The sequence below is a fragment of the Pantoea agglomerans genome (genome assembly GCF_021397715.1).
Classification (GTDB): domain Bacteria; phylum Pseudomonadota; class Gammaproteobacteria; order Enterobacterales; family Enterobacteriaceae; genus Pantoea; species Pantoea astica.
Genome location: NZ_CP090207.1, coordinates 1,244,516 through 1,256,719 on the forward strand (window position 1 = coordinate 1,244,516; position 12,204 = coordinate 1,256,719).

At 57.1% G+C, this 12,204-nt stretch carries 11 protein-coding genes; 4 read left to right on the plus strand and 7 right to left on the minus strand.

What is annotated here, in order from left to right:
* Positions 1-41 precede the first annotated feature (41 nt).
* A complete protein-coding gene (locus LZU96_RS06000; protein WP_233987460.1) occupies positions 42-407 on the minus strand; it encodes a DUF2502 domain-containing protein in 366 nt (121 codons plus the stop codon).
* A 169-nt stretch (positions 408-576) separates the two neighbouring features.
* On the minus strand, positions 577-1,566 hold the full coding sequence (gene mgrA / locus LZU96_RS06005; protein ID WP_233987461.1) for an L-glyceraldehyde 3-phosphate reductase: 990 nt from the start codon (positions 1,564-1,566) through the stop codon (positions 577-579).
* 219 nt (positions 1,567-1,785) lie between these two features.
* On the opposite strand from mgrA, the gene ipdC reads away from it, so the two are divergent.
* Together ipdC and glk are read left to right on the plus strand one after the other, a co-directional pair.
* Positions 1,786-3,438 (plus strand): indolepyruvate decarboxylase, encoded by a 1,653-nt coding sequence (gene ipdC, locus LZU96_RS06010; protein WP_233987462.1) that lies wholly within the window; start codon positions 1,786-1,788, stop codon positions 3,436-3,438.
* Between the two features lie 160 nt (positions 3,439-3,598).
* Entirely contained in the window at positions 3,599-4,564 is a 966-nt protein-coding gene (gene glk, locus LZU96_RS06015) for a glucokinase (RefSeq protein ID WP_233987463.1), read from the plus strand.
* Positions 4,565-4,638: 74 nt separating this feature from the next.
* Here the strand turns inward: glk and LZU96_RS06020 are convergent, their stop codons facing one another.
* Together LZU96_RS06020 and LZU96_RS06025 are read right to left on the minus strand one after the other, a co-directional pair.
* Positions 4,639-5,367 carry a LytR/AlgR family response regulator transcription factor gene (locus LZU96_RS06020; RefSeq protein WP_233987464.1) on the minus strand — a complete coding sequence of 243 codons (729 nt, stop codon included), beginning with the start codon at positions 5,365-5,367 and terminating at the stop codon, positions 4,639-4,641.
* Positions 5,364-7,034, minus strand: coding sequence for a sensor histidine kinase (locus tag LZU96_RS06025; protein WP_293003178.1), 1,671 nt, complete (start codon positions 7,032-7,034; stop codon positions 5,364-5,366). The genes LZU96_RS06020 and LZU96_RS06025 overlap by 4 nt, the downstream gene beginning before the upstream one ends.
* Before the next feature lie 278 nt (positions 7,035-7,312).
* Here LZU96_RS06025 and LZU96_RS06030 point away from each other — a divergent pair, with 278 nt between their 5' ends.
* Together LZU96_RS06030 and alaC are read left to right on the plus strand one after the other, a co-directional pair.
* On the plus strand, positions 7,313-7,837 hold the full coding sequence (locus tag LZU96_RS06030) for a GNAT family N-acetyltransferase (protein WP_233987466.1): 525 nt from the start codon (positions 7,313-7,315) through the stop codon (positions 7,835-7,837).
* 117 nt (positions 7,838-7,954) lie between these two features.
* Positions 7,955-9,190, plus strand: coding sequence for an alanine transaminase (gene alaC, locus LZU96_RS06035; protein ID WP_233987467.1), 1,236 nt, complete (start codon positions 7,955-7,957; stop codon positions 9,188-9,190).
* A 51-nt stretch (positions 9,191-9,241) separates the two neighbouring features.
* On the opposite strand, the gene ypdK is transcribed toward alaC, so the two are convergent.
* The 3 genes from ypdK to LZU96_RS06050 form a co-directional block, all read right to left on the minus strand.
* Positions 9,242-9,316 (minus strand): membrane protein YpdK, encoded by a 75-nt coding sequence (gene ypdK, locus LZU96_RS06040; protein WP_099257831.1) that lies wholly within the window; start codon positions 9,314-9,316, stop codon positions 9,242-9,244.
* A 202-nt stretch (positions 9,317-9,518) separates the two neighbouring features.
* Positions 9,519-10,547: an HlyD family secretion protein gene (locus LZU96_RS06045; RefSeq protein WP_233987468.1), complete on the minus strand. Its 1,029-nt coding sequence runs from the start codon at positions 10,545-10,547 to the stop codon at positions 9,519-9,521.
* Positions 10,548-10,549: 2 nt separating this feature from the next.
* Positions 10,550-12,148 carry an MFS transporter gene (locus LZU96_RS06050; protein ID WP_233987469.1) on the minus strand — a complete coding sequence of 533 codons (1,599 nt, stop codon included), beginning with the start codon at positions 12,146-12,148 and terminating at the stop codon, positions 10,550-10,552.
* Between the last annotated feature and the right edge of the window lie 56 nt (positions 12,149-12,204).

The window sequence follows — 12,204 nt, forward strand, 5'->3', positions numbered from 1 at the left end:
ACGCCCGGTTATGCCGGGCGTTTTGCATTAATTCGGACTGCTTAATGATGGTCGCGGCCACGGTGATCGTGATGATCATGGCGGTCATGATGATCGCGGCGATACTGATGGTCCCAGCGGCGATCCCGGTCACGCTGATGCCAGCGACGTTCACGCTCCCACTCCTGATGACGACGCCACTCTTCATGACGCCACCAGCGGCGGTCATTCCATGAGTAACGGTCGTTCCACCAGCGCGGTTCACGCCAGCGGCCGCCATCCCAGTAATAACCACGGCGATCGCGATCGCCGAGATGTAAGGTCACACCGGGGGCCAGAGTAATAGAGGCGCTGGAAGCCTGTGCCGTGTGCATTGCCAGCGGTGACAGCATGGTCAGCAAGGCGGCAAACAAAAGAGCTCTTTTCATTTTTATCTCCTCATCAACAGTCTGATGCTGTTGCGGCGCAGCGATGATGCCTGCGTATTGCTGTTGTTACCGCTTCATTGTGTCGGAAGATTGTGAGGAAATTGGGGAGAAAAGGGGGATTGAGACAATTCTGGCGCAGAAAAGCCCGGCCTGCGCCGGGCGAACAACATTAAAGCAGGGCTGACTCAATCGCGGCTAATTCCGCCTCATCAAACTGACGATTGGCGAGCATGGTTACCGCATCATCAATCTGGGCGGTTTTACTGGCCCCAATCAACACCGAGGTCACCCGCTCATCGCGCAATACCCAGGCCAGCGCCATCTGCGCCAGCTTCTGACCACGCTGCAGGGCAATCTCGTTCAGCTTGCGGACTTTTTCCATCTTCTCATCGGTCAGTTGATTCTCGCTGAGGAATTTACTGCCGCTTGCCACCCGCGAATCTTCGGGAATGCCCTGCAGGTAGCGATCGGTCAGCACACCGCCCGCCAGTGGTGAAAACGCGATGCAGCCGACGCCCGCTTCACCCAGCGTCTGAATCAGACCCTGCTCCGGCGTGCGTTCGAACATCGAATAGCGCGGCTGGTGGATCAGGCATGGCGTACCGAGATCGCGCAGAATGGCAATCGCCTCTGCGGCGCGATCGGCCGGATAGTTCGAGATGGCGGCGTATAACGCTTTGCCCTGTCGCACCACCTGATCCAGCGCGCGCATGGTCTCTTCCAGCGGCGTTTCCGGGTCCGGGCGATGATGATAAAAAATATCGACGTACTCCAGCCCCATGCGTTTCAGGCTCTGGTCGAGGCTGGAAATCAGGTATTTACGCGATCCCCAGTCACCATAGGGACCGTCCCACATGGTATAGCCCGCTTTGGTCGAGATAATCAGCTCGTCGCGATGGGCGCGAAAATCTTCCCGCAGAATGCGGCCAAAATTCTCTTCCGCAGAACCCGGCGGTGGACCGTAGTTATTGGCTAAGTCAAAGTGAGTGATGCCGTGATCAAAGGCATGACGCAGCAACGTGCGGCTGTTGTCTACCCGGGTACTGTCGCCGAAGTTATGCCACAGCCCAAGTGAGATAGCGGGAAGTTTAATGCCACTGCGGCCGCTACGGCGGTATTCCATCTGCTGATATCGGTCGGGACGAGGGAAAGACGACATTCAACGCTCCTGGGTCAAAAACGGGGATTTGTGCCAAAAGGATAGCAGTGTATACGGTTACACTCAGTGACAACGCGCCGCAGATCGCATAATTACAGAGTAATCCGCCACCGTAACGGCGGCTTGCCAGGCGTTGTGGCTGGCCTTGTCGCGACTTTTCTCGCCAATTTTGCAGCTTGTCAGATACTTAACCGGACTCTCCCTGAAAAGGAATGCGCTATGTCCGTTTTTACTGTTGGTGATTACCTGCTGGCTCGTCTGCAGGAGATTGGCGTGCAGCATCTGTTTGGCGTGCCGGGTGACTACAATCTGCAATTTCTGGATCGGGTCATCGATCATCCGGTTATCCACTGGGTAGGTTGTGCTAATGAGCTCAACGCCGCCTACGCCGCAGACGGTTATGCCCGTTGCCGCGGCGCAGCGGCACTGCTGACGACCTTTGGCGTGGGTGAACTGAGTGCCATCAACGGCATTGCCGGTAGTTACGCCGAACATCTGCCGGTGATCCACATTGTTGGCGCGCCCGCGACCCGGGCGCAGCAGCAGGGCGATTGTGTGCACCATTCGCTGGGGGACGGTGACTTCCGTCATTTTATCCGAATGGCGGAAGAGGTGAGTGCCGCAACGGCCCTGTTGACGGCGGAAAATGCCACGACAGAGATCGATCGGGTGATTGTCAGCGCGCTTCAGATGCGCCAGCCCGGCTATCTGTCGCTGGCGGTGGACGTGGCGGCCTGCGAGGCTGAGCCGCCAACGCAGCCATTAAACCTGACTAACGCCTCATCAGATTCGGCGCGGAAGGCCTTCCGGCAGGCCGCAGAGCAGTTGCTGGCACCGGCACAGCGGGTTTCGTTACTGGCGGACTTTCTGGCGTTGCGCTGGCAGCAGCAGTCAGCGCTGGCCGCACTGCGACAGCAGCGCGCCATCCCCTGCGCCAGCTTACTGATGGGAAAAGGCGTGCTGGATGAGCAGCAGCCAGGCTTTGTCGGCACCTATGCGGGCGAGGGCAGCGCGGGTCAGGTTCGGCAACAGATTGAGCAGGTTGATGTGACGATCTGTGTTGGCGTGCGCTTTACCGACACCATCACCGCTGGCTTTACCCAGCAGTTTTCCGCTGAGCAACTGATCGATCTGCAGCCGCACAGTGCCAGCGTCGGCGGGAAAACGTTTTCACCGCTATCAATGGCCGACGCGCTCAGCGAACTGAATGGCCTGTTCGCGCGTTATGGTCAGCAGTGGCAGACCGGACCGGAAATGCCCGCCGCCGCGCCGGTTGAGGAGGCGGCAATCATCAGCCAGCAGGCTTTCTGGCAGAAGATGCAGGATTTTCTGCAGCCGGGCGATGTGATTCTGGCTGAACAGGGCACGGCGGCGTTTGGTGCTGCCGCGTTGCGTTTGCCAGCGCAGGCACAGTTACTGGTTCAGCCATTATGGGGATCAATCGGCTATACTCTACCGGCAGCGTTTGGCGCGCAGACCGCCGATCCCGATCGTCGGGTGATCCTGATTATCGGCGACGGTTCGGCCCAGCTGACCATTCAGGAATTAGGCTCAATGCTGCGCGACCAGCAGCATCCCATCATTTTTCTGCTGAATAATGAAGGATATACCGTTGAGCGAGCCATTCATGGCGCAACACAACGTTACAATGATATCGCCCAGTGGAACTGGACGGCGCTGCCGCAAGCCCTTAGCCTGCACGGCCAGGCACAGAGCTGGCGGATCAGTGAAACGGTCCAGTTACAGGAGGTGATGGCGCGGCTGGCACGACCACAATATCTCACGCTGGTTGAGGTGGTGATGCAGAAAGAGGATTTACCGCCGCTGCTGAGAAAAGTGACCGCCTGCCTGAATCAACGTAACGGCGGATAGATTCAGATAGTTGCCGCTGTGCAGGTCAGGCTATCGCGGTTAGGCTGTAGCGCACCTGAGTAAGACGCTCACCAATCGCACCGGTGAGCGTTGTTGTTTTATGGGCAGGATTTTATAGTGTCCTCCAACTCTTTAAGACCCCAAGCGGAGCAACAGAAGAATGACAACCTATGCCTTGGTCGGCGATGTCGGCGGCACCAACGCCCGTCTCGCCCTGTGTGAGGTGGAAAGCGGCAGCATCTCCCAGGCCAAAACATTCTCAACATCAGAGTACGACAGCCTCGAAGCCGTCATCCGCCATTATCTTGATGAACAACAGCAGGATGTTAAAGATGGTTGTATTGCCATCGCCTGCCCGATTACCGATGACTGGGTTGAAATGACCAACCACGACTGGGCATTTTCGACGCGCCAGCTGAAAGAGAACATCGGTTTTGAACACCTGGAAATCATTAACGACTTCACTGCGGTATCCATGGCGATCCCGATGCTGACTGCCGAAAACGTGATTCAGTTCGGTGGCGGTGAGGCGGTGAAAGATAAGCCTATCGCTATCTATGGCGCCGGTACCGGCCTTGGCGTCAGCCATCTGGTTCATGTCGACAAGCGCTGGGTGAGCCTGCCGGGCGAAGGCGGTCATGTCGATTTCGCCGCCAACAGCGAAGAAGAAGACCAGATCCTGGAAGTGCTGCGTGAAGAACTGGGCCATGTTTCAGCGGAACGCGTGCTTTCGGGTGCCGGCCTGGTTAACCTCTATCGCGCTATCGTTAAAGTCGACAATCGCGTACCGGAAAACCTGAAGCCGAAAGATGTCAGTGAACGTGCGCTGGATGATAGCTGCACCGACTGTCGTCGCGCGCTCTCGCTGTTCTGCGTCATCATGGGACGCTTCGGCGGCAACCTGGCGCTGAATCTCGGCACCTTTGGCGGCGTCTATATCGCCGGCGGTATCGTGCCGCGCTTCCTTGAGTTCTTTAAAGCGTCAGGTTTCCGGGCGGCGTTTGAAGACAAAGGCCGTTTCCGTGACTACGTTGCCAGCATTCCGGTTTACATGATTACCCACGATCAGCCGGGTCTGCTGGGTGCCGGTGCGCACCTGCGTCAGACGCTGGGCCGCGAACTCTGATCTGCCGTTAGTCCGCGATACCGCTTTCCGACCTGGCCTGCCGGGTCGGGAAGTGCGCTAACGCCATTCCCCTGTTACAACCGCATTAACTGACGAAACAGCTTCACTTTGCTGCGGCTGACCGGTACCTGAAACTCCAGGTCACGCAGCTTCAGCAGATAGGTGTTGTTAAACCACGGCTCGATCTCGCGAATTTTATTCAGGTTTACGCAGTAAGAGCGGTGGCAGCGGAAAAACTGCTGCTCCGGCAGACGTGAACAGAACTCGGTAATATTCATCGACATCACATAGGATTCGCGCCGGGTATAAACAAACGTCAGCTTCTCATGTGCTTCCACATAGTAAATATCATTCACGTCGGTGACGATAATGCGCTCATCTTTCAGCAGGTTCACCGTCTGCGGCACGGCGGCAACGGCGGCATTGCTTACCGCCTGCTGAGTCTGCCCGGCAGCTTCAAGTTTATTAAGCATGGTGACAATGCGTGACTCATGATAGGGCTTGAGGATGTAGTCGAACGCTTCCAGTTCAAACGCCTCGACCGCATGTTCTTTCCAGGCGGTGATAAACACAATCAACGGCTTGTGGGCAAACTGACTGATATTCTGCGCCAGCAACATCCCGTCAAGCGACGGAATATTGATATCGAGAAAAATCACGTCGACCCGATGCTGCTGCAGATACTTCAGCACGTCGAGACCGTCATCAAAGCAGGCTTCGATCCGGATTTTGCTGTGCTGCTGGATCATCCAGCTCAACTCCTGCTGGGCTAAAAACTCGTCTTCGACAATGATCGCTTTCATAACAGATTCTCCGCCAGCCGCTGGCCGTTTTTACTCAGCATAAAGGCGATTTCGGTACCGGGCTGATGCCGTACGATAGACAATCCCTGACCCGATAACAGCTTGACCCGATGATGAACATTCAACAGGCCGATTTTATTGCCGGGCATCTCATTACGGGCCACCCGTGCCATTACCTCATCGCTGATTCCCTGGCCGGTATCGCGTACCGCGATCCGCACCCGATCGCCCAGGTCCCGAACGCTCAGCGTCACCACGCCTTTACCTTTACAGGGCTGGATGCCGTGCACGATAGCATTCTCCACCAGCGGCTGAATCAGCAGGCTGGGCAGCAGGAAATGCAGATCTTCATCAACGTCATAAATCATCGTCAGCTTGTCGCCAAAGCGTGCCTGTTCAATGGCGATATAATCCTTCACCTGCCACAGCTCTTTACGGATGTCGATCAGCTCATCGTCATTCAGTTCGAGGTTATAGCGCAGATAGCGCGACAGATTGATCACCAGCTGGCGGGCGGTATCGGGATTAAGGCGGATGGAAGAGGAGATAGCGTTCAGGGCATTAAACAGAAAATGAGGATTTATTTTACTTTGCAGAGCGCGCAGTTCCGCTTTATTGGCCATCTCACGCAGCTGCTCAGCGCGTGAAACTTCAAGCTGGGTTGAGATAATCTGTGAAAGCCCAATCGCCATCTCCTTCAGCGAACCGGTTATACGGTGGGCCCGGCGGTAATAAATTTTCAGCGTGCCGGTCACTTTGCCTTTTTCCCACAGCGGGATAACGATCATGGAGTGAATATCTTTGGTGCGGTACGCTTCGTCATTGTTTCTGATGATGATTTTACCGCTGGCGATCGCCTGAGCGGTGGTCGGGCTGATGTCTTCATCCCCCTGCTGATAGTTCTGCTCGCCGTAGCCCACATAGGCCAGAATCTGTTTTTTGTTGGTCATCGCCACCGCGTCAGCGTTGATATCGCGGCGGATAATGTCACAGATATTGCGCAGCGACTCGCTGTTAACCTGACGAAACAACGGCAGGGTTTTATTGGCGATCTCCAGCGCCAGCTTGGCCTGGCGGGCAGCGATGGCCTCTTTTTCGCCCTCAACGCTCTGCACCAGCAGCACAATCAGGCCAATGCTGGAAGCGCCGAGAATCATCGGGAGCGCAATCTCCGACACGATAGCCAGCCCGAGTGAGGTCGGGCGCGCCCAGAGGATAATCAGCAGCATGGTCAGGCTCTCGCACAGCATCCCGCCGAGGATACCGACTCGCCAGCGCTGCTCTTTCACCACTCGCCGGTTAATTCCGCCCGCCACAAAACCGGCAATGATGCTGGTGATCAGACAGGGCACTGAGGTTACGCCGTGGATATCAATTAAAAAGCGGTGCAGGCCGGCAATCACGCCGGTCGCGATACCGACCCACGGCCCAAACAGAATGCCGCCCGCCATCACGGCGATCACCCGCACATTCAGCAGCGAGCCATCGACATCCACCCCGGACCAGGTACTGAATAAGGCAAACAGCGAAAAGATGACGGTGACGACCGCCTTTTCATAGCCGGTGTGTTCATCTTTTTGCAGCAGCTGGCGAAACAGCCGGGTGCGCGTCAGGAAGAACAGGCAGATCAGCATCAGTGCAGCGCGGTCAAATACGGCCAGTAACATCGTAAAGTGAGAGGACACAGGCGACTCATCGGCAAAGGAAAGTGAACCTATGATAAAAAATGTGATCGTGATGCGCTAGCATCCCGGTTCGCCGCCATGCCGGAAGATGTTTCAGATCAACTCTGGCAGGCGAATCGCAAAAAGCGGAAAGCCTGAGTGCTATAAAGGGGAACAGTTTTTCCGCCTGACCGCACTGGTCGCGGCCAGGGCGTTTTGCTATGTTGCGCGATGAAGCGAGGCAGAGACTGTCGATACATCGCGCCCATCGGGAGCAGAAAATGCATTTAGTCACCGCCAGATTAACCCTGAGTAAACTCCAGCCAGAGGACTGGCAACTGTTCCGCGCCGTCCATCAGGACCGCGACACCATGACCTGGGTCAGCGAAATTCCTGACGAAGCGGATATCCGTCAGCGCTTTAATGAGCGGCTGGCCCCCTGGCAGGCCAGTAGTTTTCACATGCTCTGTCTGGTGGCCCGCCGCAATGACAGCGGCGAGCCGATTGGCCTGTTTGGCTGCAGCCCGGAGTGGGAGCCCTATCGTCAGGCGGAGGTAGGCTACATGCTGCTGCATCGCCACTGCGGTCAGGGTTTTGGCAGCGAGGCGCTGGCGGCGCTGTGTCAGTTCTTATTTGAAGCCGATTTCCATAAGCTCAAAGCGATGGTGATTGAAGGCAACCAGGCGTCACGGCGCATTCTGGAAAAAAATGGCTTTCAGCTTGAAGGGACGCTACGGGATAATTATCTGCTGAACGGCTGCTGGGTAAACGATTGGCTGCTGGGACGGCTGAATCCGCAAAAATAAAAATATTTTCCGCCACCCTCGACAACGTTGTGATTGTCACGTTATGTTCTTGAGAGGTCACCGCAGTGACCAGCGTCGCTCGGACGGTCCGGGCGCTAACGTACTCCAGAGGACATCATGGCTGATAACAGCACACCCCGTCGTTTCTCACGTATCGAACGTCTCCCCCCTTACGTTTTCAACATCACCGCTGAACTGAAGATGGCTGCGCGTCGGCGCGGCGAAGATATCATCGACTTTTCAATGGGTAATCCGGATGGGGCCACGCCGCCGCACATCGTTGAGAAGTTGTGCCAGGTCGCACAGCGTGACGATACCCACGGCTATTCGACTTCGCGCGGCATTCCTCGCCTGCGCCGGGCGATTTCACGCTGGTACGCCGAGCGTTATCAGGTGGAGATCGATCCGGAATCAGAGGCGATTGTCACCATCGGCTCAAAAGAGGGGCTGGCGCACCTGATGCTGGCGACGCTGGATCACGGTGATACCGTGCTGGTGCCGAATCCCAGCTATCCGATCCACATTTACGGTGCCGTGATTGCTGGCGCGCAGGTCCGTTCGGTACCGCTGGTGGCGGGTGTCGACTTCTTTAATGAGCTGGAACGCGCCATCCGCGAAAGCTATCCCAAGCCGAAAATGATGATCCTCGGCTTTCCCTCTAACCCGACCGCGCAGTGCGTAGAGCTGGACTTCTTTGAGCGCGTCATTGCGCTGGCGAAGCAGTACAACGTGCTGGTTATCCACGATCTGGCCTATGCCGACATCGTTTACGATGGCTGGAAAGCGCCGTCGATTATGCAGGTGCCCGGTGCGCGTGACGTCGCGGTTGAATTTTTTACCCTGTCAAAAAGCTACAACATGGCGGGCTGGCGCATTGGTTTTATGGTCGGTAATAAAGAGCTGGTCGCTGCGCTGGCCCGGATCAAGAGTTACCACGATTACGGTACCTTCACCCCGTTGCAGGTAGCGGCGATCGCCGCACTGGAAGGCGATCAGCAGTGCGTACGCGATATCGCTGAGCAGTATAAACGCCGCCGTGATGTGCTGGTCAAAGGGCTGCATGAAGCGGGCTGGATGGTCGACAATCCCAAAGCCTCAATGTACGTCTGGGCGAAAATCCCTGACCATTACGCTCATCTGGGATCGCTGGAGTTTGCCAAACATATGCTGCAGGAAGCCAAAGTGTGCGTCTCGCCCGGTATCGGATTCGGTGACTACGGCGATACGCATGTACGCTTTGCGCTGATTGAAAACGGTGACCGGATTCGTCAGGCGGTGCGGGGGATTAAAGCGATGTTCCGTGCCGATGGCGTGTTGCCGGGCAGCGTAAAAAATCTGGAAGAAGAGATCTGACAGCCAACTGGGGCGACAAACCTGTCGCCCCCTGGCGGCACTGTCACGCCATTACTTCAGCAGCAGAACAAAGGTTCCGAACCAAAGCAACGCGAAAAAAGATATTCCCATCAAGGCATATTTCACAAAGCAACTCCTCTGAGCGGTTACGATGATGGCGATCCCAGGCCAGTGCAACGCGAACAGATGTGGAAAAAAGATCGCCGCCTGGACTAACGGTCTGCTTTTTTCCGGGTCGATCTGAATAATTCAGAACAGGATCGAGCGCTAATTTACGCGTAATCCCGCCTAAATGAAATAGGTCCGTTCTGAGATATTCCTCACAAATTTACTGCACTTCGATTTCCGGGATCGCCGACATGCCTACACGCAATTGCGCCAGATGTGGTTGGTCACTTTCCAGCACAATTTTCACCGGCAGACGCTGAACGACTTTAGTGTAGTTGCCTGTTGCGTTATCGGGGGCGATCGCCGAAAAAGTTGCGCCAGTGGCGGGAGCGATGCTGTCCACGTGACCGGTAAAGGTCTCGCCGGGTAAAGCGTCGATATGGATACGCACCCGCTGTCCTGGCCGCACGTCGCTGAGCTGCGTCTCAAGAAAGTTAGCGGTGATATAGGTCTGCTGCAGCGGCACCACGGCCAGCAGACGCGTCCCGGCTGAGACGTAGGCGCCGGTACGCACCGAACGCTGACCCACCATGCCGTCAACGGGCGCAGTAATGCGCGTGTAGGAGAGATTCAGCACGGCCTGATCGACACTGGCTTTCGCCGCCGCCACATCAGCTTCCGCTGAGCGCACCGCCGCCTGCAATACGCCAACCTGTTTCATTGCCGATGCCAGCGCTGCCTGACTCTGGCGAACGGCCGCCAGTGCCGAGCGCTGGGTAGAGCTCGCTTTCTGCTGATCGTCAGCGGCCACGGTGCCGCTTTTATACAGGCGATTGTAACGATCGGCGCTCTGGCCAGCGTACTGCGCCGACGCCTGGCTGGCGGCCACGCTGGCTTTTTGCTGCTCAATCACCGACTGCTGCTGCTCCAGTTGCGCCTGGCTGCTCAGCAGTTTCGCCTCGCTAACCTGCAGGTCGGCTCTGGCGCTCTCCAGCGCCACGCGATAGTCACGATCGTCGAGCGTGGCCAGCAGTTCACCCGCTTTAACCTGCTGATTATCCGCGACCCGCACGCTGTTGATATAGCCTGACACCTTCGGTGCAACCAGCGTGTAATCGGCATTGACGTACGCATCGTCGGTACGGTGATCGTTACGGGTCATCAGCGACCAGACGAACCAGGCGATAGCCAGTAACACCAGCAGTAGCAGACTCAGCAGCACCGTTTTTCTCATTATTAAAGCACGCATATTCAGTTATTCCGGGATGGGGGTTGGATCAGCGTCTGGGGCGGCCAGACACGTTTAGGCAGGATGGCCGTCAGTAAAAGCAGGCACGCAGCAAAGCCGGTCAGCATCAGCCAGCTATCACTCAGGCTTAGTACAGTCGCCTGATGCTTAACCAGCGTGGCGAAACCGCTGATGTTTTCGCTGGCGCTGATGCTGCCATCCGGCAACAGCGGCTGACTGCTGCTGGCCTCACTGCTGACGGTCGCGGTCATCAGCCACGGACGACTGGCCGCCTGATTAATTAAAATGCTGGAGTGGAACTGCTCGCGGTGGCTGAGAAACACTTCCACCAGCGTCGAGGCGGCAATGCTGGAGAAGCCGCGCACGGTGTTAAACATCGCCGAGGCGAACGGGCCTTCGGGAGGCGCAACCACGCTGGTGGCGCTCATCAGAATCGGTAAGATCACCATCGGCTGTCCAAACGCCTGCAGAATCTGCAGCAGCCAGAAGTTTTGTCGTGCCCAGTCGCTGGTGACCTGCATCCCCAGCAGACAGGAAGTCACCAGCAGGCCAGCACCGGCCGCCAGCATCCAGCGGCAGTCGATCCAGCGGATGTTCAGCAACGCCGCGATCAGCGGCGCAATCAACAGCTGCGGCAGGCCAACCGTCAGCGCCAGCGGCGCAAATTGCAGGGTACGGAATCCTTCAACCTGCGCAAAATAGGCGGAAGGCAGCGCCGAGCCTGACAGTGAAAGCGTCAGGACGCAGGCCAGCGCCAGTAATCCGTGCGTCAGATTGTGGCGTTTCAGCATCTGCAACTTAAACAGCGGCAGCGGATGGAACCACTCATTGATCAGGAACACCAGCAGCAGCGGCAGCGCGGCCAGCAGCATTCCGGCGATCAGCGGCGAGTTAAGCCAGTCGAGGCGTTCGCCCTGGGTCAGCACCAGAATCAGTAAAGCGATGGCGCTGCAGCCGGTCACCATGCCGAACAGATCGATCTGCTGGAAGCGTTCGGTGCGCAGCGGGTCCTGCGGCAGCCCCCAGCCCGTCAGCAGCATGGCGATTAGCATCCCGGGCACGATCTGCCAGAACACCATCATCCAGCTGACGTGATCGGTCCACAGCGACGCCAGTGAGGCGGCCATGTTCGGCCCAAAAGTGGCGGTCAGCGCATAGCCGGCAAGGCCAAACAGCTTGAACGGCGGCGGCAAAAAGCGCAGGGCGACGGTCATCAGCATCGGCGGCAGGGCACCACCAAACAGTCCCTGCAGTACCCGCAGCGCGATAAACAGGGTTGGATCTGGCACCAGCGGCAGCGCTATACCGGTCAGCATAAAGCCCGCTGAAACGCCAAGCGTAAAGCGCCGTAGCGATAGCGTGACGGCAAACCACGGCGCGATCATCATCGCCGCCACTTCCGCCGCCTGATAACCGGAGATAATCCAGCTACCCTGATCGTAGCTGATGCCGGTCGCGGCGCGGATGTCAGCCAGCGCAAGATCGCTGACGCGATCGTTCAGTCCGGAAGTCAGTGCGGCAATCAATACGCCGACTAATCCCAGCGCCAGACGCAGCGTAAAGGGGTGAGGTGCCGGCACGGTGGCTGGCTTAGCATTCATAGCAGGTTGTCTCGTTATTTTTTGATGCAGTGTATTGCGATGTGATACAGGCTGCA

Bases quoted from the DNA above. Each gene is read 5' to 3' on its own strand.
- LZU96_RS06045 (WP_233987468.1), bottom strand. From the start codon at position 10,547: ATGCGTGCTTTAATAATGAGAAAAACGGTGCTGCTGAGTCTGCTACTG.
- LZU96_RS06000 (WP_233987460.1), bottom strand. From the start codon at position 407: ATGAAAAGAGCTCTTTTGTTTGCCGCCTTGCTGACCATGCTGTCACCG.
- LZU96_RS06020 (WP_233987464.1), bottom strand. From the start codon at position 5,367: ATGAAAGCGATCATTGTCGAAGACGAGTTTTTAGCCCAGCAGGAGTTG.
- glk (WP_233987463.1), top strand. From the start codon at position 3,599: ATGACAACCTATGCCTTGGTCGGCGATGTCGGCGGCACCAACGCCCGT.
- LZU96_RS06025 (WP_293003178.1), bottom strand. From the start codon at position 7,034: ATGTTACTGGCCGTATTTGACCGCGCTGCACTGATGCTGATCTGCCTG.
- alaC (WP_233987467.1), top strand. From the start codon at position 7,955: ATGGCTGATAACAGCACACCCCGTCGTTTCTCACGTATCGAACGTCTC.
- mgrA (WP_233987461.1), bottom strand. From the start codon at position 1,566: ATGTCGTCTTTCCCTCGTCCCGACCGATATCAGCAGATGGAATACCGC.
- LZU96_RS06050 (WP_233987469.1), bottom strand. From the start codon at position 12,148: ATGAATGCTAAGCCAGCCACCGTGCCGGCACCTCACCCCTTTACGCTG.
- LZU96_RS06030 (WP_233987466.1), top strand. From the start codon at position 7,313: ATGCATTTAGTCACCGCCAGATTAACCCTGAGTAAACTCCAGCCAGAG.
- ipdC (WP_233987462.1), top strand. From the start codon at position 1,786: ATGTCCGTTTTTACTGTTGGTGATTACCTGCTGGCTCGTCTGCAGGAG.